Source organism: Candidatus Abyssobacteria bacterium SURF_5 (assembly GCA_003598085.1).
In the GTDB taxonomy this organism is placed as follows: Bacteria; Abyssobacteria; SURF-5; order SURF-5; family SURF-5; genus SURF-5.
This window is the reverse complement of the sequence record QZKU01000109.1, coordinates 1-23,052: the sequence shown is the minus strand read 5'-3', so window position 1 is coordinate 23,052 and position 23,052 is coordinate 1. Positions and strand designations below refer to the sequence as shown.

Sequence of the window (23,052 nt, the reverse complement as noted above, 5' to 3'; positions counted from 1 at the left end):
TTATTCCAGACGCTACGTGGTTGCTGTTCGAGGATATGATTCGAGCAGACGGCTTGCGGCGTCGAAAACCATTTCCGAACTGATTTCCGTCATGCAGCGGTGGTCGGTCGGACACCGTTTCTTCTGGCAGGGTGCGCAATCGACATTTTCCGCTTTGACGATAAGGGTTTTCTGAAGATTGCAGTTCGTATAGGCGGGATCGATCGCTCCCACCAGAACAACAACGGGCTTATCAAACGCGACGGCGAAATGACGCGGGCCCGAGTCGACGGTCACAAAGAGATCGCATCGTTTCACAATCGACTTCAGCAGGTTCAGGTTCAGGTTCTCTTCGACGAGGTTTACCGGCTTGATTCTGGATGCGGCAACGATCTCGCGGGCAATCGGCCTTTCATTCGGCCCGCCGACAATCAGCACGTCGCAGTTCTTCCGCTCGGCCAGCAGATCGGCTAACCGGCCAAATTTTTTCGGATCCCACAACTTTGAGGAGCCGAACGCTGCGCCCGGCGCAAGGGCAACTATTCCGCCTTTTTGCCCGATCCGATAGGTGGAGAAAAGCTCCTCGACGCGGCGCTCCGATTCCGCGTCGACGAACATTTCAGTTGTGGTCGAACCGACGACCGCGCCCGTCGCCTCGCACAATTTCAGGTAATAATCCACCATCGGCTGCGGGACGAATTTGCCTTTTACGCGTGGAGGCGGAACCGGATCGGTCAGTAAAAACCCCCGCCCCTGTCGGTCGTACCCGATGCGCTGTTTCGCACCCGAAAGATATGCGAGCACGGCCGAACTGACAGAATTGGGAAGCACGAGAGCGAGGTCGTACTGGTTGCGCCGCAAGCGGTTGACGTACTCGCGCATCGCGCCGACCGTTGCCCCGTCGCGCCGGCGGGGAATCTCGATGATCTCATCGATCCAGGGGGCGCCCTTAATGACGTCGCGAACGTAGGGGAGCAGCGTTACGTCTATGCGCGCCTTCGGAAAGTTGAGGCGGAGGCAGCGCAATGTTGGTGTCGCCATGACAACGTCGCCCACCCAATTAGGCAGCCGAACCAGAATGTGTCTATCGTAAATCGCCATCTTCTTTATTTCCAATGTCCGTTCGGAAATCCCTGGTCGAGGCGCAATCGCAGCTCGAGCCATCCTTTAATTTCCGTCAACCGCCGCATCTTTGATAATCCACCGCGCGGCCTCGATCACATCGGCTGCAAGATAATCCGGAGCCCTCTTCAACCTTTCCCGATTGAATTCCCACTCGCCCTTCCCATAGCCGGTCATAACGAGAATCGCCTTGCAGCCGGCGTTAACTGCCGTCTGCACGTCGCTCATCTTGTCGCCGACAAGATATGAGCGAGAGACGTCGATGGAATATTCCCGCGCCGCCCGATCGATCATGCCGATGCCCGGCTTCCGGCACTCGCAGTCCTTTCGGTATGGCGGCTCCCCCGCGCATGGATGGTGCGGGCAATAATAAATCGCATCGAGCCGCGCCCCCTTCTCGTTAAACAGCGCCACCATTTTCCCGTGGACGCGCGCCACCAGGCTTTCCGGAAAATATCCCCGTGCAACGCCGGACTGATTCGAGACGACAATGGTTTTGAGGCCGGACCTATTCAACAAGGCAACGGCCTCCGCCGCGCCTTCGATCAGTTCGAGAGCATCGGGATGATTCAGATATCCGCGCTCTTCGATAATTGTTCCGTCCCGATCGAGAAACACAGCTCTGGTGGAAGTGGTGTCGATGGTTCTATCTCCTGGACTGCCGGATCAGGGAATTCATTTGTTTCTGTTGATGCGCGACATGATGCTCGTACTCGAGACGCCCTCAATCAGCGGCGCCAACAGGACAGAGCCTCCATATGATTCCACATATGGCCCGCCAACCACGGCTTCTTTGGTATAATCCGCTCCCTTGATCAGCGTGTCCGGCCTGACCGTTTTGAGCAGCTTGAGCGGAGTGAGCTCGTCGAAAATGACAATATAATCCACCTGTTCGATTGCCGAAAGAATCGTTGCCCGCTCGCTCTGGTTCAGGACCGGTCTGCTCGGCCCTTTGAGTCTCCTCACCGAATCGTCCGAATTCAGGCCGACAATGAGGATTTCGCCGTTGCTCTTGGCAAACTCGAGCAGTCTGATGTGGCCGACGTGAAGCAGATCGAAGCAGCCGTTGGTGAAGGCGATCTTCTGGTTGCGCCGGCGATGCTCTTCGCAGATCGCGCCGATCTGACTCAGCGTTTTCACTTTCTGAGTCACCTGCTCGCCGGCAAGAAGTTCATGCTCAATCTCATCCTTCAAGACAGGGGCGGCGCCGACTTTTCCAACGACGATTCCACCCGCAATGTTTGCGATTTCGGCGGCCTCCTCGATTGTGCCACCGCCGGCCAACACATAACCGAGGACGCTGAGAACCGTGTCGCCCGCACCCGTCACATCGAAAACCGGTCGCTCGAGAGCTGGTACGTGCACGGGAATCCTGTTCTTCCGAAAGATAGTGATCCCCCGCCCGCCTTGGGTTATGAGCAGGCTCTCGGCCTTCGACAATTTCAATATCTTCTGAGCCGCCTTCTCGAGCGACGTTTGATCGCGAATATCAATGCCCGAGGCTGCGGCCGCCTCGATCCGGTTCGGCTTGAGCACCGTACAGCCGGAATACATCCTGACATCCCTCTTCATTGCCGGGTCCACGAGGACCATCTTTCCATGTCGCCTGCACGCGGAGATAAGCTCGACGACCAGTTCGTCCGGAATCGTCCCTTTTCCGTAATCCGAGAGTAGAACAGCATCGCACAGGGGCAGCCGCTCCTCGATCGACGCCATCATCTTTTTGCGGAGCGGTTCGCTCAAGTCAAGAACCTGTTCCTTGTCGACGCGAAGCAACTGCTGGCTGTGAGCGACCATCCGCGTCTTCACAATCGTCGGCCGCCCCTTGTCGCGCACGATTAGAGAGGTGTCAATCGTTCTGGCGGCAAGCAGGCGGCTGAGCGCGCGCCCTTCGGCATCGTCGCCGATCACGCCGCAGCACATAACCTTTGCGCCCATGGCGGCCAGATTGCCGGCGACATTCGCGGCTCCGCCGGGTCGCGATTCTTCAGCCTCCACTTTCAATACCTGGACGGGCGCCTCCGGCGAGACCCGCTCCACCTTTCCCCACACGTATATATCAAGCATCAGATCGCCGATAACCATGATGATCGGCGAGTCAATCGATTGCAGCCTTGCCAGGCAAGCCGCTATCATAGTTCTTTTCCTCCGGCCAGCCACAGGATTCCCATGCGGAGCAGCGGGAGCATGATTTCGTGATGGCCCGTAATCGAGTAGCCGGTTTCCGTCGGACGGCCGACCACGTTCGTGTTCGGGCGGTAATGCTGTTGCATATCGAGATTCGCCGTCGTGAAATTCTGAATGGGGCTCCCGAGGTTTCTGGCGACACTGAGTGCTTTCAGGAAAACCTCCGGCAGCACTACAGCTGATCCGATGTTCATCCAGACGCCGCCTTCGAGATCGGCCACAATAGAAACGAGGATGCGAAAATCCAGATGGCTCGCCGCCGCCAGTTTCTCGGCAGAGAAATCCGGATGCATGCAGATGATATCCGTCCCCAGCGCCAGCAGAACAGCGGCCGGCAAATCGAGATCGGCGGCAGCCGCCAGAACGCTGTAGCGAGCGTAAGGATTCTTCCGTTCCAATATATCTTTGCCGATATTACTGCCCAGCCCGCTTTTGCCATGCCCGGCCAGTTCCGCCGCGCGCGCGAATGCCTGCGGTGTTTCCCTGGCCATTCCAAAGGAGCCGTCCTTCAGGACGGACGGGACGTCCTCCGATGTCTGCCCGATCAGGGAGATCTCGAAATCATGGATCGCCGTCGCTCCGTGCATTGCGACCGCGGTGATGAAGCCCTGCTTCATGAGGTCGATCAGGACCGGCCCAAGGCCGCATTTGACCACGTGCCCGCCAAGGGCAGCCACGACCGGCCTTTCATTTTTTCTGGCGGCCACGATTGCCTGAATCAACTTCCGCAAACTGGCTGCGGCAAGCACGTCGGGCAGCGACGCCAGGAACTCGCCCGCGGCGGTATCCGGGCCCGGCAATGAGGCAAATTGCTGAAGGGACACCTTCCTTCGGCAGTCCGTGATACTATGCGTGGTGACCGCGCTCAGATCGGCTGGCTCGAATTTTTTCTTTGACGCCATAACTCCGCGTACTCCTAATATAATGCAGGTTCACCGGGGGGGCGTGTTCGCCACCGCCTGTGCAACCAGAACCACTGCGACGGGTACCGGCTGACGTACTTTTCCAGGATCGATGTGTATGTCTGGGTGATTCTAACGGCATCGGCCTCCATGTCGCCGGTTGAAACAACATCAAGAGGCCCTTCAGCTATCATCTCATATTGGCCAAGCCCGTTTCTCATCATGAAAAGGGGAATCAATGCCGCTCCCGTCTTCAGGGCAAGGAGCGCCGGCCCCGGCGTAGTTGCCGCTTTCATTCCGAAGAAATCCACAAATACTTTCTGCTTGCGTATATTTTGATCGACCAAAATTCCCACGATTTCATTGCGGGCGAGTCGTTTGACAATGGCAAAGGCCGAGCGATCGCGGGCAATCACGCGCAAACCGGAAAATGTCCTCATCTCATTGATGATCTTGTTCCAGATCGAGTCCTTCATCGGCTTGGCAACCGCGGAAATGGGGTAGCCTGCAAGCGCGCCGACCGCCGCCATCATCTCCCAATTGCCAAAATGATAAGCAACCAACAAAACACCTTTTCCCCGTTTCAAACACTCGTCCAGCAGTTTCTTCTGCTCCGGCTTGATCAGGGCCTTCGCCTTTTCTGGCGTCAAAAGGGGGATTCGGAGAAATTCAACTGCTATCAATGAGAAGTTTCGAAAGGTCTCACGCGTAATTCGGCGCATTTCGGCTTCGGTCTTAGTCTGGCCGAACGCCATGCGCAGGTTCCGCATCGCTATCCGCCGGTGACGCCAGTCAAGCAGATATCCGATGTCGCCGACAAAAAAGGCGATTCGCCTCGCCGTTTCCGGCGAAATCCTCCGGAAAAAGCCGCTTACGATCCCCGTGACAGCCCTTAGAATACGCTCTCTCATTAATTTTGAGCGAGGTTCCATTTTCAATGGATTCTTGATGATCCTTACTCAATTTTTAGATTAATTATAAGTGAATGGCGGGGAAAACTCAAGCAGATTTGGTGATGCGGCGGCATTCGCCGGAAGCACAGAAACATAGGAGCGGGAATGGTTAAACCATTACTATATCTGAGAGTTATAAACCCCAGGTGTGGCTGACGCCGACGCTGGCTGTCCAATCTCTGGACTCACTTGTCATGCCGGCTGACGCTGTAACTCCCCACTTCCAATCGTCCAGAAAATCGATAAGGGGAAATGGCCCGGTCAGTCCCAATCGCGCCTCTATGAAATCGTCGCCGTAGACTCCTTCGGTGACATTGCCAATGGTTGGGCCGCCGTTCGATCCTTCCAGTTCCGCCCAAAGCGTCAATGACTCCAGCAGTTCGTACTCCGCCAAGACTCCCCAGATGAACAAGTCGTTCTGGCTCGAATGCTTGTAGGGATTCCCCTGGATCGCGATCCCCGCATTCAAATGAGTTTTCAGGCGTCCCAGGAGCGAATCCGGATAAAATTCCGACCAATCCGTTGAGAGGAGGCCTCTGAAAACTATGTCTGCTTCGTCTGTGCCGAGGGCATCTTTATCATCCGCGCTCGGAACTTTGGTTATCAACTCGGCGCCCAGCCGACCGCACCGCAAATCGAATGGCGAGAATTTGAATTTTGCCCAGGCATCCCCTTGACCGGTTTCATCGATATCCTCTTCAATAACAGCTCCCGAAGAGTCGAATCGTTTCGAATTTCTGACCATCAGGTACTGAAGTTGCACCTGAAAATCCGCCCACGGACCGATTCCCCATCCAACGGTGAGGTCGGGCAGGACATACAGGTCCGAGTCGTCAGGTTGATTTATGTAGTCCGCAGCCAGTTCCAAATGAAAGTTGCGTTCCCCGATCGTGTATGCCGTCGCTGTCTTCATTGGATTGAAAAAGGTTTCCGGATCAGGGCGGCGCTCCTCCTCCGCAGCAGCCGGCTCCTCTGATCCTCCAATGCCCCAGACTCTGCTCAAGCCGCCTTGTACGCCCCAATCATCGGTGTGGTTATTCAGGCCTTTGCGGGCCAACAGCCCCCATCGCCAATCATTGCCAATCGGGCCGGTCAGGCCGATGCTGCCCATCGCGCGCCAGCTTCCGTGGCTTGCTTCAGCAATGTTGTCGGTGAATCCTTTCTCGCCGTTCTCCGACCAGGTCGATCCATTGATCTCGGCCATAAGCGTGAGAGAATCGGTGAGGCCGTATTCCGCCCCGGCGCCCAAAATCAGAAAATCTCTTTGGTTCCTGTTTTCGGCAGGGTCCCCGATGATTGCCATTCCCGCATTCAGATGAGTGAGCAACCGCCCCCAATCGCTCGTGAGCAGGAACTGCCAGACAAAATCAGTCTCATTGGTGCCTACCCCTTCATCGCGATCCGCCATGGGGAATTTTGTCGTGGCCTCGAACCCGAGCCGATTCCGCCCGAACTCATAGGGGGACATCTTGACCTTGACCCTCAAGTCGCCGGTTGACTCGTCATCATGATCGGATACGATCTCGCCCGTCGGGAATTTGACAAAAGTGGTATCGCGAACCACGAAAAAATCGTATTCAAACTCGAGATCCGCCCAATCGCTCAAGCCGTACGTCAGCCGGAGGCGAGGGATACTGTATAATTCCGACGCATCAGGCTGTTTCGTTACTCCGAATTCTATTTCAGTCCGCAGGTTACCCTGGCCGACGGTGGTCGCTTCTTCGGTCTTCAAAATGTGAAACTCGCGATACTCCGGTTCCAGAGATTCAGCAGCAGAGGGAAAGATGAGGATGAGTGAAAGGAAAAAAAGGGATACCCACTTCCGCATATCGATGTCCTTTCTACGCGCACTTCCGCTTCAACTCGTTCGTTTAACAGACATCCCAGTGATCGGCCCGCTGAAATTAGGACAAAATATATCACGGACGACTCGAATTTGCAAATAAAAAAAAGAAGTTGAATAGATTGGGCCGCTCAGGAGGAATTTGCCGAAGGATGGCCGCTGAACCAAATGGAACCTGCTCCCAGCAGGCTCTCAATTTGCTCCTTGGCCGCCGGGCTCGGCTTCAGGCCCCTTCCATGGTGAGACTCGATTACCACTTCATGATGATCCGGCGTGACGCAGTGCAGGAACAATCTGCAGTCGCCTTCATTCGAATTGACCATCCGCGCAAGTTCAGCCAATGTCGATTCTTCAGTGCCGGCGCTCATGAACTTGATATGAGCCGTGCGCGCAAATCGCTCCTCCGCTTTATCTATTGGCATGATGTCCTCGGCAACGATCTTCGGCTCCGTGTCTTTGTAGCTGACGCGGCCGGAAAGCATGACCAGCGCATCCTCATGAAGCAGTTCCGCCGTTCTGCCATAGAGATCGGAGAAGACGATCACCTCGAAAAAGCCGTCCAGATCTTCAACGGTTACGAAAGCCATCCTCTCCTTTTTCTGCTTCGGCACGAAGGTCTTTATTTTCGCGACAATGCCGCCGACTACTACCGCGTCTCCGTCCTTCGTTTCATGTAACGTGGTTGCATTCGAAGTGGTCAGATTCCGCAGCCGATCTTCATGCTTCGCCAAGGGATGCCCCGAGATAAAGAGGCCAAGCACTTCCTTCTCGTATTTCAGCCGCAGATAGTCGGGCCAGTCATCAACATCAGGGTACGGGACGGAACTGACGACATCCTGGCCGGAGGACTCGCCAAAAAGCTGGATCTGGCCCATTTCCCTCTCCCGCTGTTCCGTTTGCGCCTGCTCGAGAGCATTGTCGGTCGCCGCAAATATCTGGCTGCGCCGCCCGCCGGTAGAATCGAATGCCCCGGCCTTGACCAGGCTCTCAAGAACTCGCTTGTTCAGCACCTTGCTGTCCAATCGGCTGCAGAAATCGAAAAGCGATTGAAACCGGCCTTTCTTGTTGCGGGCGACAATGATGGCTTTTATCGCTGTGTCCCCGACGTTTTTAACGGCAGCCAGCCCGAAGCGGATTTCGTTTCCGATGACGGTGAATTTCAAATCGCTCAGATTCACGTCCGGCGGCAGGACGGCGATATCCATCCGGCGGCATTCCTCGATATAGGACGTAAGCTTTGCGGTGTTGCCCATTTCGCTGCTCAGAAGCGAGGCCATGTATTCCACCGGATAATTCGCTTTGAGGTATGCGGTCTGATATGCGATAAGAGCGTAAGCCGCGCTGTGCGACTTGTTGAACCCGTAGCCGGCAAACTGAGCCATTTTACTGTAGATGCTTGCGGCCACGTCCTCGGCAATCCCGTTCCTGGTTGCGCCCCGGATAAAGGCCTCCCGATACTTCTCCATGACCTCCGGGATCTTTTTCCCCATTGCCTTGCGCAGGATATCGGCTTCGGCCAATGAGAACCCGCCCGCTTCGCTCGCTATTTTCATTACCTGTTCCTGGTACAGCATCACGCCGTAGGTTTCCTTCAGGATCGGTTCGAGAACGGGCGCATCGTACGCGATCGGTATCTCGCCGTGTTTTCGCTTGATGTAGTCGGGCAGCATGGTCATTGGGCCCGGCCGGAACAGGGCGACGAGCGCGACAAGATCATCAAAGCTGTTGATTCCTACCTTTCGGGCGAGGTCCCGCATTCCCGCGCTTTCCAGTTGGAACACTCCCAGTGTCTGGGCGCGATTGAGCAGGTCGTACGTTGCAGGATCGTCCAGGGGAATCTCGTCTATATTCAGGTCGCTGCCGCGCAGCCGTTTGACCGCAAGCACGGTCTGGTCGATAACGGTCAGCGTCTTCAGCCCCAGAAAATCCATTTTCAGCAGTCCGAGTTCTTCCAGATTCGTCATCGAATACTGGGTCGTGATATCGCCGGTGCTGCTCTGATAGAGCGGAACGAACTCATAAATGGGCCGCGGGCTGATTACGACTCCGGCCGCATGAGTCGAGGTATGCCGCGAGATGCCTTCAAGCGACTGCGCGATCTCGAGCAACTGCGCCACTTCTGGATCCTGGCGCATCAGGTTTTGAAGCTCCGGCACGCGCTCGATGGCGTCGTGAAGCGAAATGTTCAATTCGTTCGGCACCAGCTTCGCGATCTCGTCAACCTTGCTGTAGGGCAGGCCGAGTCCCCGGCCGACGTCGCGAATGGCGGCCCTCGCGGCCATCGTCCCGAACGTGATTATCTGAGCAACATTATCCTTGTGGTATTTTTCGATGACATAGGAGATGATCTCGCCGCGCCGCTCATAGCAGAAATCTATGTCGATATCCGGCAGCGAAACCCGATCCGGATTCAGGAACCGCTCGAAAATGAGCCCGTTCTTCAGCGGGTCGAGGTTGGTTATTCGCAGCAGGTATGCCACCAGGCTGCCTGCCGCCGAGCCCCGCCCGGGCCCTACGGGAATCCCTTCGGACCGCGCGAATCGGACAAAGTCGGAGACAATCAGAAAGTAGCTGGAATACCCCATTCGGGAGATGACGCTCAGTTCCATCTCAAGCCGGTCGCGGAGTTGAGCGGAAACGTCACGATATCGTTCCTTCAGGCCTTTTTCGCACAGCATCCGCAAATAGTTGTCCGCGGTATATCCTTCAGGAACCTGAAAATGCGGCAACTGTGAGCCGGAAGCGCCCGGCTGAAAATTGCATTTTTGCGCTATATCGACCGAGTTGCGGAGAGCCTCGGGAACTTGTTTAAACAGTTCGGCCATTTCTGCGGGCGATTTGAGATAGAACTCGTTGGTGCCGAATCGAAGCCGATTAGGATCCTTGATGGTGGTGTTGGTTTGGATGCACATGAGCACATCCTGCGCCAGCGCGTCGTTCTTCTCTACATAATGCACGTCGTTGGTTGCAACCAGCCTGGCGCCGGTCCGAGCGGCAAGATCGAGCAGGTCCGGCATGATCTTTTTCTGCTCGGGCAGGCCGTGATCCTGGATTTCCAGATAATAATTCTCCGGTCCGAATATCTCCTGATATTCTTTTATCGCGGCCAGCGCCTTTTCTTTTTTTCCTTGCAGCAAAAGAGCCGCCGGCTCGCCCTCGAGGCATCCGCTCAAGGCGATGAAGCCGCCGCTGTGTTTCCGGAGAATCTCTTTATCGATTCGAGGTTTGTAATAAAACCCCTCGCGGTAGCTGGCGGTTGACAGATACAGGAGATTCCTGTATCCCTCTTCGTCTGTTACGAGCAGAGTCAGGTGGTGATAATCGCGGGTCTTGCCGGTGGATTTGCGATCGAAGCGGCTCCGCCTGGCAACGTACATTTCCGATCCGACGATCGCTCTAATCGACAGCTTCCGCGCGCTCTTACAGAAATCGATGACGCCGAACATGTTGCCGTGGTCGGTGATTGCGATCGCGGGCATCTTGAATTCGACGGCCTTCTTCAGCAGTTTGTCGATTCTGCAGGCGCCGTCGAGCAGGCTGTATTCGGTGTGAACATGAAGATGAACAAAGTCTGCATGCTTCAATTACGCACTCTCCTCCCGTATGAAAGAAATAAGGCCTTTACGTATGACTTGAGCATGGAGAGCAAATGGAATCGGAGTTTCCAGCAAAGACCCTTAAGAACTCATTCGTTCCCTTTTCACGAATTTCCGAAGCATCTCAAAGGCGCGGTCGGCGCTTTCGTTCTTGATCTGCAAGCGTGTGCCCTTGAAATTGCACTTCTCGACGCGCGCTTTGCCGCGCGGGCCGCACACGGCGATAAACACTAGGCCCACCGGCTTTGCCGACCGATCCCGCGTTGGCCCCGCTATTCCGGTCACTCCGACAGAATAATCCGTTCCCGCCGCCCTGCGCGCTCCTTCCGCCATTGCCCGCGCCACCTCAGGACTGACCGCTCCATGGCGCCTGATCAGGCGCGGGTCGACGCCGAGCAATTCAGTTTTTGCCTTGTTGCTGTACACGACATATCCCCGCTCAAAATAGTCGGAGCTGCCGGGTATATTGGTGATTCGGTGCGCGATCAGCCCGCCGGTGCACGATTCGGCCGCCGCGAGCGTCTGCCCTTTTTCCCGCAGAAGAATTCCTATTTCGCGCTCGATTTTCATGTGAGCCAGAGGGCGAGCAGCCAGATGATGACACGAATGGAAACATTCGCATAGATACCCGCCACCACGTCGTCCAGCATGATTCCGAAGCCGCCAGGAAGAGACTGGACCTGGTACGCCGGAAAAGGTTTCAGGATGTCGAATATCCGGTAGAGGAAAAATACCGTCACCACAACCGGCCATGAGTATGGGACCCCGTAGAGGGCGATGAGCATTCCAGCAACCTCATCGATGCAGATTTCCCGCGGATCCGTCCGATTGAATCTTTTCTCGGCGAGCGAAGAGGCCGGCACGCCCGTAGCAGTTATGATGATGATCACGGCGGCGAACAGGCCCGGAACCGGATGCAGCCAATACGCGGCCAGCACGGCGGGCACGCTTCCCAACGTGCCGGGGGCAAGTGGAAAGAAACCAAGGAAAAAAACCGTTACATAGGCCGTCGTAACGGCGTCTTTCCATCCTTGAATCCCCAGAGGTGACGATTTCACCTTCCCCTGTATCTGATCTCTATGGTTCAATTATCTGGTCGAGCCGATTGCTGTTATTGCTTCTCAGGGATTCCCAAAACAGATGCCGGTTTGCTCGCAGATAGTTGTAGCCGGAGTAGACCGTCATCACCAAAGTTATTGCAACAAGTATATGTATCCCCAGTTTGGCCCAGAATTCTATCGAAGTCCAGTAGGAGGAGACGGAAACTATTATTTTCTTTGAAATGATGACGTTCAGAATCGCTATGATGACCGTCAACTGGCTGATCGTTTTCAATTTGCCGGCCCTGTCCGCGGCGACTACTTTCCCTTTCATCAAGGCGAGCATCCGGATTCCCGAGACGGCGAATTCACGCGCGATGATCACCGTTACGATCCATGCCGGAATGTAGGGGTAGGAGCCGACGAAGTAGATAAAGGCGGCGGAAGTGAGAATTTTGTCGGCCAGCGGGTCCATCAATCGCCCAAAATCGGTCTCAATCGCCCGCTCGCGCGCGATCTTGCCGTCGTAATAATCGGTTAGCGAGGCTCCGATAAACGTGATCAGCGCAAGGGAATGCGAATAGATGTTGTCCACGGAAAGGAACAGGAGGAGCAGCGGGACCAATCCGAGCCGGATAAGAGTCAGTTTGTTGGGCAGATTTATAGTGCTCATAACAGTTTTCCCTCAAGATCATAGTCGTGTGCTGCGGTAATGATGACTTGTTGAAACGAGTTGAGCGCCGGACGCTTTTTATACAGTACCCGAACGATTCCGTCAACTTCAGGGGCGTCACGATAGGTTCTTCCTATGGCGATGGCGGGGTCTTCCTCATCCGTTCCTTCAATTAACACTTCCATTTTCTTGCCTACCAGCGTTTCATTTAAAGAATGCGAAATCAGCATTTGCTCGCGCATCAGTATCTCATGCCGCTCCTGTTTCACTCGCGCTGGCACCTGCTTGCGATATTGGGCGGCGGGCGTTCCCGGTTCCCTCGAGTACGTAAATACGCCGAGTCTCTCGAATTTTGTTTCCCGCACGAAATCCAGAAGCTGCTCGAACTCCCTATCGGTCTCGCCGGGGAAGCCGACCATCACAGTTGTCCGCAGAGCCACATCGGAAACCTCGCTCCGCAGGACGTGGATCGCGCGACGGATATCGCCGGACGTGCCGCTGCGCCCCATCGCCCTGAGGATTTCGTCGCTGATGTGCTGAATCGGCATGTCGACGTAGTGGCAGATCGAGCGCGAATCCTCGATGGTGCGGGCGACAGCATTGGTAATTCTGCCTGGATGCGCGTACATCAGGCGCAGCCACTTTTTGGCACGAATGTTGTCGAGCTCGCGGAGCAGCGCCGTAAGGCCCTCCTCCCGCCCCTCGGCTTGTCCGAAATACGTTGTATCCTGGGCCAAAAGATTTATCTCTTTCGCCCCCTTCTTTATCAAGTTTCGCACTTCCCTGACCACCGACTCGATTGTGCGGCTGCGGTAGCGCCCGCGGATCGAGGGGATCGTGCAGTAGGTGCATCTGTTATCGCAGCCTTCAGCAATCTTGACGTACGTGGATGCACGCCCGTTCAGCAGCACCCTCGGCGTATTGTGATCATACAGGAATTCGGAGGCGCCGATTGTATAATACTTTTTTTCGCCTTGAATCGCCTGGTATGCCTCCACAATTTTCCCGATCTCATTACAGCCGATAAAGGCGTCCACCTCCGGAAACTCGCTGCTCAGCTTCTCCCGGTATCGCTGATATAGACAGCCGGCGACAATGATCCCCTTGCACGAACCGCTCTTCTTGTAGGTGACCATCTCCAGGATTGCTTCGATCGATTCTTCCGTGGCCGAGGCAATAAAGCCACACGTGTTGACGATGATCAGGTCCGCCTGTTCCGGCGATTCGGCGAGTGGTAGCCCTCTGGCGACAAGGAGCCCGAGCATGACTTCGGAATCCACCGTATTCTTCGTGCAGCCGAGGCTTTCAATCCAGACTTTGTGCAGCAAAACACGCTCAACTCTCTCTCAGATTCAGGGACAAATTACCCTCTACTAATGATACCGTCCATACCAGAATAATTCAACTGCAAAGTGGAAATCCTGCAGTCGCGTGAGGTTCGCCCGCCGGAAAAGAAGATCCTTATCCGCACATTTCGCAGATTTTCAAAGGTATCGTGTCGGCGCTCCAAAAGGAAGTCTTTTCAGCAAATCGAATCACCGCATGAGCAGGAAGGGGCTGGTTCCAAAAGGGCTACACGAATGAAGGCTCGGTTCGACAAGAATCAGTCGTTTCGAAGAAGGGGCAGCGGGTTTAGAAAAGATAGGAACCGCGGCAGGCCGGACAGAGGATGCTCCGCGCGTTATTTCACGCGTTCGATGAACGACTTGGTCCGGGTGTCGATGCGAACTGTTTCGCCCACTTGCAGGAATTGAGGTACTTTAACGACAATCCCTGTTTCCAGCGTGGCGCTTTTGGGAGAGGCAGACGCTGTCGCGCTTTTCAGCGGCGGCTGCGTATCCACAATCTTCAAGTCGACGGTAATGGGCAGTTGAATGCCAAGCGGGGTGCCTTCATAAAATTCGACATCAAGCTGCGTATTGGGCAGGATGTAATCGACAGCATCGCCAAGAACTTTCTTCGGAATGTCCACTTGTTCATAGGTGGTTGTATCCATGAAAGTATATATGTCGTCCGTGTTATAGATATACTCCATGGTTTTCCGTTCCAACATCACATCCTCGACAATATCCTCCGCCCTGAGCCGAATATCGTAATGGTCATTCTTCTTCAGATTGAACAGTTTCGCCTGTACGAACGCGCGAAGGTTCCCGGGAGTACGATGCATAACGCTCACTACGCGGTAAAGCTCGTTATTGTAACGAATAACCAGGCCGATCCGAAGTTGTCTTGCAGCTATCATGTATACTTATGCTCCTGTCCTCGTTTAGAATCAATACCAAATACCTATTATAGATTTCTTTCATGCTAAAAATCAACTGGCGGAAGAGCCTTGCCCCAATATGGCCCGAATTACGTGTGGACTCTGAATCTCAATCATTATCTCTCCGCTGTCTTCTTAGCTTTATAGAACCTGTCTCTTCCCGCGAAGCCCCCCGACATATGCTTGCCCCGTGCTTCGTTAAAAGTAATAATGTGTAACAAGAAGCAAAAAAACTTTCGAGCCGGGATTGACGAAAAATCGATTTATAATGAGGGTCGTATGACTGGTGGCCAAGCTGATCGAGCTTTTCGGCCGAGTGGATCCGGTGAAATTCCTGGAGGCGGGCAGGTCGGCGCTTTTTGCGGGAGTTCGCTAGACAGGAAGCCGTGAATTATGACAGGACCGGAAGGTATTTTCATGGATGATTCAGGAAAGTCGCGAAAAGAGTTGCTGAGGGAAGTGAGAACGCTTCGCCTTCAGGTTGAAGAGTGGAAGAATCTCGCCCAGAAGCGCAAAGAGATGGTCGAAGATAGCGAGGCGAAGTTCCTGCAATTGACCGAGGACATCGATGAGGTATTTTGGATGAGAACTCCCGGCGCCAGAGGCTTGCAATATGTGAGTCGTTCCTTTGAACTTATCTGGGGCCGTTCGCGAGAAGAACTTTATATGGACCCCCTCCGCATCTTTATCGAGTCGATTCATCCGGATGATCGGCCTCGCGTGGAGCAATGGCTTGATCATTACGAACAACCGACGCAGTACCGGATCATTCGCCCGGACGGCTGTGTCCGCTGGATTAACGACCGGCGCTTTTTTCTTTACGATGAGCAGGGTGCGGTGAGAAAGGTCATTGGGATTGCTCTCGATCTCACTTCGATGCGAGAGAAGTTTGTCATGTTTCAGCAGGCGGCCAAGGCGGCCGCTTTGGAACGGATGGTTGCGTTTGTGGCCCATGAGGTGAGAAATCCGCTCCAAATAATCCGCGGTGGAGTTGAAACTTTGGAGAGAGAGGCGGAGAGCGATAAGAAGGGAGAACCCATTTTGCAGGAACTTCATTACGGAGTGACCGCCATAGAAGAGATAATCGGCCAAATCATACTCTATGCCCTGCCCGTGCATCCGAATGTCAGCGAGACCACAACTGAAGGATTGATAGAAGCCGCCCTCACCAAAGTGAAGAGGCGGCTGGACAAGATCACTATTCACAGAGAATTCTCGTGCCCAAACAAGACGCTGCAGGTGGACAAGGAAAAACTGATACGGGCTTTATGCAATATCCTTGTTAATGCGGCCGAAGCGATGCCCGACGGAGGCGAGATGTGGATACGAGCGACATGCACATCGGACAAGGCTGATATCGCCGTCTCGGACACCGGGCGGGGGATTTCCCCCGAGAATCAGGCACGGGTTGCAGAACCGTTTTTTACCACCAAACCTGAGGGAATCGGATTGGGTTTGAGCATCAGCAGAAAGATCATCGAGGCTCATCGCGGCACAATGGCGATATCGAGCGAGCAAGGGAAAGGGACGACAGTGGAGGTGTTCTTGCCGTCCAACTAGAGAGGAATTGAAAAAAGAGTTGTGGACTGCATGCTCTCGCATAATTGATCGCGGATTACGCGTAATTTCCACGGTCCCTTCCTGCTGATTTTGCCTGCAAACCCGGGAAAGATAAAGTCATCCCCCGCAATCGAGGCAGCCCCCTCGGCTTCGCGAGGTATCGTTTGAGATTCGAGGCGGAAAATCATGATTGAGCCTGAAGTCAGAGTGGCGGCTTTGCTGTTTCTCGTCACGACACTTCTGGCCATTGGCCTCAAGGTGAGCGGCGGCGAAATTCTGGCTTCTCTGAACAACCGCAGCCTGTTGGCGCGCTCGCTGCTCGCGAACGTTGTGCTTGTGCCGCTTCTCGGATTAATTATTGTCAGGCTCGTTCCTCTCGCGCCGGATGTTGCGACGGCCATCCTTTTGCTGGCGGCCGCTCCGGGAGGAGTGGGGGCGATTCAATTTTCCAGCAAGGGGAACGAGCCGGAGATCAGCTTCGGGGCCGGCCTGCTCTTTCTGCTCTCGGTGCTGGCGGTCTTCATTACACCGCTTCTTGCAAAAGTGCTTCTGCCTGCCGGCGCGCCGATGGCGATGGTGTATGGAAGGGTCATTCTTTTCCTGCTGCTGTACCTGTTGTTGCCTTTGCTGCTTGGGTTTGCCATTCGGGGCTTTTCCGAAGCGGCGGCGGAAGCGCTGACCAAACCGATTGCTCTCGTCGGGACGCTGTCATTCGTTGCAATGGTTGTTTTGACGCTCGGAATGAGGCGGGAGGCGACGCGGGCGATTGGCGGCAAGGCAATCCTGGTGATGCTCGCTCTCATCCTTGTGTCGATGGCTGTCGGCTGGCTGTTGGGCGGGCCCGAGAAGGGCGGGCGGCGGATTTTGGCCACTGGAACAAGTTTTCGCAACGCCCCGCTCTGTCTGGTTATCGCTTTGCAGAGTTCTCCGGGAAGGGTTGGGTTGTATGCCGTGGTCGCGTACTCGGCGCTGATGGTCCCGCCGAACCTTGCTCTCACCATCTATCACAGCCTCAGGAGCAGACAGATTCGAGGCGTCCCACAAAAAACGGATCAGGAATGATTGGCGAAACTGACTGGTTTAGGAAATAATGTAAGCAACGCGAGGATTGAGTGATGGCTTTTATACGGAGACGCCCGAAAGGTCCGCCGGAATGGCCGTGTTTTCGGGCGGCGCCGGCGCCCCCAATGCTCCTGCCGGTCATCACCCTGCTTCTTGGTTTCGTCTCGTCGTGCGCGCATTATCCCGTCAATCAGAGGGTCGAGCGGTACGACACGATGCTGAGTTATCTTGCTCCCACGGTTGGACCCCAGTCCGATGATCTGCTGCTGGTGCTTGCGTTCTCGGGCGGAGGCACGCGCGCAGCGGCGCTATCCTATGGCGTTCTTGAGGCGCTCGATGAGATTTCAATTCCTGCGTCCGGTCTTGAAGAGGGCGCGGGCGAGGATCATGGCGCCCTGCTCGACCGCGTCGACATAATTTCGTCTGTGTCGGGCGGGAGCGTCACGTCGGCATATTACGTGTTGTATGGCGACCAGACGTTCATCGACTTCAAGGAGCGCTTCTTGTACCGGAATGTCAACCGAGACCTCATCTTGCGGGGGCTCTTTCCGATCAACCTGATCCGGCTGGCGTCACCGCGCTATGGGAGGAGTGATCTTGCAGCCCAATATTTTGACAACCTTCTGTTTCACGGCGCTACATTCAAAGACCTTCTTGATAAAGACACGCCGCGATTGTTCATTCAGGCGACCGACATCGCCGACGGCATCTATTTCGGATTCACGCCTGCGTACTTCGCTCTCATATGCTCGAACCTCGACGGCTTTCCCATCGCTCGCGCGGTGACTGCCTCGGCGGCGTTTCCCGGAGCGTTCACCTCGGTCACTCTTCGCAACTACGCCGGCACATGCGGTTTCGAGCCGAAGCCGTGGGTCAAGGAAGCGCTCGAGGAGCGGGATACCACGAGCCGCGCTTTCTATGTCGCCACTCATGTGAATACGTATCTTGATTCCGAAGAGAAGCCCTATATTCATCTGGTTGACGGCGGCGTCGCCGACAATCTCGCTCTGAGAGGACCGCTCGAAGTCATTCTTGGCCGAGGCGGTCTCGAAGAGACGTTGAAAGCCCTCGGCCGAGAAAATATCCGACGAGTCGCCTTCATTATTGTGAACGCCGAGAAGGAAACCCACAGGACATGGGGCCTGTTGCCCACCGGTCCCGGACTTTTCGGGATACTCGGCATGTTTTCGTCGGTGATGATCAGCAGTTACAACTACGAGACGATCGATCTCCTTCGAAGGTCGATGAAGCAATGGACAACCGAAAGCGCGCGGGAAGGGAAACAGCCAATCGAATGTTACGCGATTGAGGTCGCCTTCAGCGCATTGCCGGACGAGGACGAGCGCAAATATTTTTCGGGCATTCCCACGTCCTTTAATCTGCCGGATGAAAGCGTGGACGCTTTGATCGAGGTCGCTGGCCGTATGCTGTACGACTCCGAGGAGTTTCAGAGGCTGGTCAATGATCTTGGCGGCTTCATTCCACCGCCATCGGCTGCACATCAAGAGGGAAAAGGCCCACCATAATTCTCCGCACGTTCCCATATACTCCGATTTCCCGTAGATAATGAAACTCTGGCTGCTGACCGGCACCTCGACTGGCAGTTGGCGCTTTGTCCCGGAGATAATCCAGAGGAGGTGCATATGAAAAAAATCATTCCACATGTACGGTTTGATCAGGCCGAAGAGGCCGTCAACTTCGCTGTTTCCGTTTTCAAGAACTCGAACATCATGAGCGTTGCTCGCTATGGAGCGGCGGGGGCGGAGGCTGCCGGAAGACCAGAGGGAAAGTAATAACCAAAGTCCTTCGGCTTGCGGGGCAGGAGTCCATGGCACTGAACGGCGCCCCCGCTTGACTTTTTCCCCAAAATGCGCGCGCTTATATGATTATCAGATCCTTTAATCTTACATGTGTGCGCGATCTCAGACGTATTAAAAAAATATCTTCTTCCGTTTGCAGGATTGTCCCTTAAGCCGTTTAGACAATTGTACGGCTACCTGCTAAAATTCCAGTGGTAGAATAAGGCAGCCGGCAGAGTATACGCCGGCAAATTAGTTTGGCTCGACCTCAGGGAAGAGAAGGCATAATCCGGATGACCGATAACGACAAGGAATATTACCAGCTTGGCAGCGGCGAATTGATCCTGAGATTGAAGACGGACCCCAAGCGGGGCTTGAGCAAGCAGGAGGTTGAACGCCGGCTTGAGGAATACGGCGCGAACGAGCTTCAGGCCGCCCGCAGAATCTCGCCGTGGTCGATTCTGTTCGAGCAGTTCAAGAACATACTCATCATGATCCTCATTGTTGCGGTAGTCCTATCCTTTTTGCTGGGGCACATGCTTGAGGCCATCGCCATCACAGTTATTCTCCTGTTCGCAGTGCTCCTCGGATTCATCCAGGAATACCGGGCTGAACGCGCGCTTGACGCCTTGAAGCAGATGGCTGCGCCCACCGCGACTGTGGTTCGGGACGGCGAGGAGGCAGAGGTTCCCGCAAGAGATATTGTTCCCGGCGATATCATCCTGATCCAATCAGGTGATCGAATCCCGGCGGACGCGCGGCTGCTTGAGGCGGTGAACCTGCAGATTGAAGAATCCGCCCTGACCGGCGAGTCGGTGCCGGTGGGCAAGATCGACGCTCCGCTTCATGAGAGCGGTCTGGCCCTGGGCGACCGCAAGAACATGATTTATGCGGGCACCGTCGCCAGCTATGGCCGCGGGCGCGGCGTGGTTGTGGCCACCGGGATGCAGACCGAGTTCGGCAAGATCGCCCGGATGCTCCAGGAAGTGGAGATCAGCAGGACTCCGCTGCAAAAAAATCTGGACAGGCTCGGCCACATCCTTGCCCGTGTCGGCTTCGCGGTTGTCATTATCATTATCGGTCTGGGGCTTCTCCGGGACCAGCCGTTCTTCGAGATGTTGGTGTTCGGGATCGCCCTGGCTGTGGCCGTTGTCCCGGAAGCCTTGCCCGCCGTTGTTACCATCTCGCTGGCCATCGGAGTCCAGCGGATGGTCAAGCGCAACTCGCTCATCCGGCGGCTTTCCGCCGTCGAAACCCTCGGCAGCACTTCCATCATATGTTCCGACAAAACGGGGACCCTTACCAAAGACGAGATGACCGTCCGAAAGATTCACTTCGACGGCAAGAGCGTAGAAGTCTCGGGATCGGGATATGACCCGCATGGCGAATTCTTCCGGAATGGGTCCGCCATCAATCCGCCTGACCTGCTTATGCACGTGCTTCGCGCCGGCGTACTTGCCTCGGACGCGGCCCTCTCCTCCGGCCAGGAGGGCGGGCAGTGGCAGATAAAAGGCGATCCGACAGAGGGCGCGCTGATTGTTGCGGCGGCAAAGGCCGGCTTGAAAAAGGATGAACTGGAAGCCGAATTTCCGCGTATTAATGAAATTCCGTTCACCTCGGAAAGCAAGCGCATGACGACGCTCCACTCTACTTCGAAGGGTACCGTCGCCTATTCGAAGGGAGCTCCGGAAGTTATCATCAATTCGTGCGCAAAACAACTGACCGAGGCCGGCGAAGTCGAACTGACCTCAGAACAGAAACAGCAGATTTTGGAGACGGAACAACGAATGGCGAGCGACGCGTTGCGCGTGCTGGGTTTGGCCTATAAAGCGGATACGGATATCGAAAACGTCGAGCGCGACATGGTCTTCCTCGGGCTGGTGGGAATGATCGATCCGCCGCGCCCCGAGGCGAAATCGGCAGTCGACACCTGCAAACAGGCGGGCATCAAGACGGTGATGATTACCGGCGATCATCCGCTCACCGCGCAGGCGATCGCACGCGAATTAGGCGTGCTCGAAGAGGGGCGCGTCATAACCGGCGCGGAATTGGAGGCGATGACCGACGCCGATCTGGAAAGCGACGTTGACAACATTCAGGTCTACGCCCGCGTCTCGCCCGAGCACAAGCTTCGCGTGGTGGGCGCTCTGCAAAAAAAAGGCTATTTCGTCGCAATGACGGGCGACGGCGTTAATGACGCTCCCGCCCTTAAGAAGGCCGATATCGGTATCGCGATGGGGATAACAGGAACCGACGTGACAAAGGAAGCCGCCGACATGACTTTGACCGATGACAACTTCGCCTCCATTGTCGCAGCCGTGGAAGAGGGGCGCGGCGTCTTCTCGAATATCAAGAAGTATCTGATGTTCCTGCTCTCTTCCAATATCGGCGAAATCGGCCTGATGGTGGGCGCTTCGCTGCTTGGCCTCCCGCTGCCCCTGAGCGCGGTCCAGATCCTGTACGTCAATCTCGCCACCGACGGATTGCCGGCTTTGGCCCTTGCCGTCGACCCCTTTGAAAAAGACCTGATGCGGCGGAAACCGAGAGACCCGCACCTCGGCATCTTTTCCCGGACGGTGGTGATCCTGATGCTTAGCGGCGGTATCTGGTCGGGTATCATCAACCTCGGACTCTTCATGTGGGCGCTTGGCTCCAGCCGTGGCACTACGGAAGCGATGACAATGACTTTTGTCTCTTTGATACTGGTTCAGTTCTTCAAGGCATACTCCTATCGTTCCGATCGGAACTCCGTTTTTGAGCGTCCGTTTTCCAATAAATGGCTGAATCTCGCCATCGTGTGGGAACTTGCCCTCCTGTCTCTGATCGTCTATCTGCCGATTCTGCATGAGCCGTTCACCACGTATTCCCTGCCATTGCTTGACTGGCTGATCGTTGTCGCCCTTGCCGCAACCGTCGTGCCCGTGCTGGAATTCGCGAAATGGATGGAACGGCGCGGCTGGTTCGGGAAGCTGGCCTGAGAGAGAGCCACCTGCAGGAAACCCGCTTCAGATTCCCCATCCGGAAAATGAGTCGGACAACATCAAACACAAGCCCGCCAGCCGCCAAGCAAGCAGAGGGCGCAAGACATCTCTCTTGTACTACTGAACAGAGCAGCCGCAGGCAATCTTCAGATTATTGGCAGAAAGAACCAGCAACATTTGGACTGTCTGCAAAATTTTCGAAGCTGCTTTCGACGCAACAGGAGATTGTGATGCTGGCGGAAAATGTTTTGGAGCGCAGATTTTCTTCCGTTATAAAGCTTGCCCCGGACCCCGATCCGGGGCAGGAATCCAGGATGCACGGTCCCAGCCATGCCTGGAAACCCGAAACCTGAAACCATTCGAGCGAAAAGGATTTCCTTCTCAAATTTGCGTCTATGTGCTAAAATGTTCGCAAAAGGGAGAAGGTATAGGAATCAAGTCATTCCTGCGGAGAGCCCGCCCTGGACTTGATCCGGGGCAGGAATCCAGTCTTAGACTTTTGACAAATCTGAGAAAATCTGCGGAATCAGCGGATGAAAACGTCTTTTCTTTAAAAATATGACCTCGCCATCCGAAATCCTCGCCCTCATCGAGCGCTTCGAGCGCAACATCGACTCCTACCGCTCGCCCGCATACAACGAGGCCCAGCTTCGCCTCGAATTCCTCAACCCGTTCTTCCAGGCGCTCGGCTGGGACGTCTACAACGAGCACGGCTACGCCGAAGCCTACAAGGAAGTCATCCACGAGGACGCCATCAAGATCGGCGCGCCCGACTACTGCTTCCGCATCGGCGGCGCGCGCAAGTTCTTTGTCGAGGCCAAAAAGCCCGCCGTCAAGCTGCTGGCCGACGGCCCGTTGAAAGACGACACGCCCGCCTTCCAGCTACGCCGCTACGCCTGGAGCTCGAAACTGCCGCTCTCGATCCTGACCGACTTCGAGGAGTTCGCCATCTACGACTGCCGCATCCGCCCGAAGCCGGCCGACAAGATATCTACCGCGCGCGTCTTCTGCTGCAGGTACAAGGAGTATCCGGAGAACTGGCCGCACATATCCGGCATCTTCTCGAAGGAAGCCATCCTGAAAGGCGATTTC

At 55.3% G+C, this 23,052-nt stretch carries 19 protein-coding genes; 6 read left to right on the top strand and 13 right to left on the bottom strand.

Going from position 1 to position 23,052, the window contains the following annotated elements:
* Positions 1-12: 12 nt before the first annotated feature.
* From waaF to efp, 12 genes are all read right to left on the bottom strand, one after another.
* A complete protein-coding gene (gene waaF / locus C4520_15545; protein RJP17888.1) occupies positions 13-1,143 on the bottom strand; it encodes a lipopolysaccharide heptosyltransferase II in 1,131 nt (376 codons plus the stop codon).
* A gap of 3 nt (positions 1,144-1,146) precedes the next feature.
* A complete protein-coding gene (locus tag C4520_15540; protein RJP17887.1) occupies positions 1,147-1,743 on the bottom strand; it encodes an HAD family hydrolase in 597 nt (198 codons plus the stop codon).
* A 33-nt stretch (positions 1,744-1,776) separates the two neighbouring features.
* Positions 1,777-3,237: a D-glycero-beta-D-manno-heptose-7-phosphate kinase gene (rfaE1, locus tag C4520_15535; GenBank protein ID RJP17886.1), complete on the bottom strand. Its 1,461-nt coding sequence runs from the start codon at positions 3,235-3,237 to the stop codon at positions 1,777-1,779.
* A complete protein-coding gene (locus tag C4520_15530; protein ID RJP17885.1) occupies positions 3,234-4,190 on the bottom strand; it encodes a hypothetical protein in 957 nt (318 codons plus the stop codon). The genes rfaE1 and C4520_15530 overlap by 4 nt, the downstream gene beginning before the upstream one ends.
* A gap of 14 nt (positions 4,191-4,204) precedes the next feature.
* Positions 4,205-5,122, bottom strand: coding sequence for a hypothetical protein (locus tag C4520_15525; protein ID RJP17884.1), 918 nt, complete (start codon positions 5,120-5,122; stop codon positions 4,205-4,207).
* A gap of 154 nt (positions 5,123-5,276) precedes the next feature.
* Positions 5,277-6,971, bottom strand: coding sequence for a hypothetical protein (locus tag C4520_15520; protein ID RJP17883.1), 1,695 nt, complete (start codon positions 6,969-6,971; stop codon positions 5,277-5,279).
* Positions 6,972-7,117: 146 nt separating this feature from the next.
* The gene (locus C4520_15515; GenBank protein RJP17882.1) at positions 7,118-10,570 is read right to left on the bottom strand and encodes a DNA polymerase III subunit alpha; all 3,453 of its coding nucleotides are present in this window, start codon (positions 10,568-10,570) and stop codon (positions 7,118-7,120) included.
* A gap of 93 nt (positions 10,571-10,663) precedes the next feature.
* Entirely contained in the window at positions 10,664-11,152 is a 489-nt protein-coding gene (locus C4520_15510; protein RJP17881.1) for a CinA family protein, read from the bottom strand.
* On the bottom strand, positions 11,149-11,670 hold the full coding sequence (locus C4520_15505) for a phosphatidylglycerophosphatase A (protein ID RJP17880.1): 522 nt from the start codon (positions 11,668-11,670) through the stop codon (positions 11,149-11,151). Before C4520_15505 ends, C4520_15510 begins: the two co-directional genes overlap by 4 nt.
* Positions 11,660-12,286, bottom strand: a complete 627-nt coding sequence (gene pgsA / locus C4520_15500) for a CDP-diacylglycerol--glycerol-3-phosphate 3-phosphatidyltransferase (GenBank protein RJP17893.1) — start codon at positions 12,284-12,286, stop codon at positions 11,660-11,662. Before pgsA ends, C4520_15505 begins: the two co-directional genes overlap by 11 nt.
* 5 nt (positions 12,287-12,291) lie before the next feature.
* Positions 12,292-13,623, bottom strand: coding sequence for a 30S ribosomal protein S12 methylthiotransferase RimO (gene rimO, locus C4520_15495; protein ID RJP17879.1), 1,332 nt, complete (start codon positions 13,621-13,623; stop codon positions 12,292-12,294).
* Positions 13,624-13,976: 353 nt separating this feature from the next.
* Positions 13,977-14,537 (bottom strand): elongation factor P, encoded by a 561-nt coding sequence (gene efp, locus C4520_15490; GenBank protein RJP17878.1) that lies wholly within the window; start codon positions 14,535-14,537, stop codon positions 13,977-13,979.
* A 414-nt stretch (positions 14,538-14,951) separates the two neighbouring features.
* On the opposite strand from efp, the gene C4520_15485 reads away from it, so the two are divergent.
* Positions 14,952-16,118, top strand: coding sequence for a PAS domain S-box protein (locus C4520_15485; protein RJP17877.1), 1,167 nt, complete (start codon positions 14,952-14,954; stop codon positions 16,116-16,118).
* On the opposite strand, the gene C4520_15480 is transcribed toward C4520_15485, so the two are convergent.
* Positions 16,115-16,306, bottom strand: coding sequence for a hypothetical protein (locus tag C4520_15480; protein RJP17876.1), 192 nt, complete (start codon positions 16,304-16,306; stop codon positions 16,115-16,117). The genes C4520_15485 and C4520_15480 overlap by 4 nt on opposite strands.
* On the opposite strand from C4520_15480, the gene C4520_15475 reads away from it, so the two are divergent.
* The 5 genes from C4520_15475 to C4520_15455 form a co-directional block, all read left to right on the top strand.
* On the top strand, positions 16,305-17,180 hold the full coding sequence (locus C4520_15475) for a hypothetical protein (protein RJP17875.1): 876 nt from the start codon (positions 16,305-16,307) through the stop codon (positions 17,178-17,180). The two genes, C4520_15480 and C4520_15475, sit on opposite strands and share 2 nt — an antisense overlap.
* Before the next feature lie 53 nt (positions 17,181-17,233).
* The gene (locus C4520_15470) at positions 17,234-18,706 is read left to right on the top strand and encodes a patatin-like phospholipase family protein (protein ID RJP17874.1); all 1,473 of its coding nucleotides are present in this window, start codon (positions 17,234-17,236) and stop codon (positions 18,704-18,706) included.
* A gap of 111 nt (positions 18,707-18,817) precedes the next feature.
* On the top strand, positions 18,818-18,973 hold the full coding sequence (locus C4520_15465; protein ID RJP17873.1) for a hypothetical protein: 156 nt from the start codon (positions 18,818-18,820) through the stop codon (positions 18,971-18,973).
* A gap of 299 nt (positions 18,974-19,272) precedes the next feature.
* On the top strand, positions 19,273-21,957 hold the full coding sequence (locus tag C4520_15460) for a cation-translocating P-type ATPase (protein ID RJP17872.1): 2,685 nt from the start codon (positions 19,273-19,275) through the stop codon (positions 21,955-21,957).
* Between the two features lie 561 nt (positions 21,958-22,518).
* On the top strand, positions 22,519-23,052 hold a 534-nt coding region (locus C4520_15455; GenBank protein RJP17871.1), incomplete at its 3' end, for a restriction endonuclease subunit M.

Excerpts from the sequence above, each read along its gene's own strand:
- waaF (RJP17888.1), bottom strand. The coding sequence starts at position 1,143 with ATGGCTCGAGCTGCGATTGCGCCTCGACCAGGGATTTCCGAACGGACA.
- rfaE1 (RJP17886.1), bottom strand. The coding sequence starts at position 3,237 with ATGATAGCGGCTTGCCTGGCAAGGCTGCAATCGATTGACTCGCCGATC.
- C4520_15530 (RJP17885.1), bottom strand. The coding sequence starts at position 4,190 with ATGGCGTCAAAGAAAAAATTCGAGCCAGCCGATCTGAGCGCGGTCACC.
- C4520_15525 (RJP17884.1), bottom strand. The coding sequence starts at position 5,122 with ATGGAACCTCGCTCAAAATTAATGAGAGAGCGTATTCTAAGGGCTGTC.
- C4520_15520 (RJP17883.1), bottom strand. The coding sequence starts at position 6,971 with ATGCGGAAGTGGGTATCCCTTTTTTTCCTTTCACTCATCCTCATCTTT.
- C4520_15510 (RJP17881.1), bottom strand. The coding sequence starts at position 11,152 with ATGAAAATCGAGCGCGAAATAGGAATTCTTCTGCGGGAAAAAGGGCAG.
- efp (RJP17878.1), bottom strand. The coding sequence starts at position 14,537 with ATGATAGCTGCAAGACAACTTCGGATCGGCCTGGTTATTCGTTACAAT.
- C4520_15485 (RJP17877.1), top strand. The coding sequence starts at position 14,952 with ATGACAGGACCGGAAGGTATTTTCATGGATGATTCAGGAAAGTCGCGA.
- C4520_15475 (RJP17875.1), top strand. The coding sequence starts at position 16,305 with ATGATTGAGCCTGAAGTCAGAGTGGCGGCTTTGCTGTTTCTCGTCACG.
- C4520_15480 (RJP17876.1), bottom strand. The coding sequence starts at position 16,306 with ATGATTTTCCGCCTCGAATCTCAAACGATACCTCGCGAAGCCGAGGGG.
- C4520_15470 (RJP17874.1), top strand. The coding sequence starts at position 17,234 with ATGGCTTTTATACGGAGACGCCCGAAAGGTCCGCCGGAATGGCCGTGT.
- C4520_15460 (RJP17872.1), top strand. The coding sequence starts at position 19,273 with ATGACCGATAACGACAAGGAATATTACCAGCTTGGCAGCGGCGAATTG.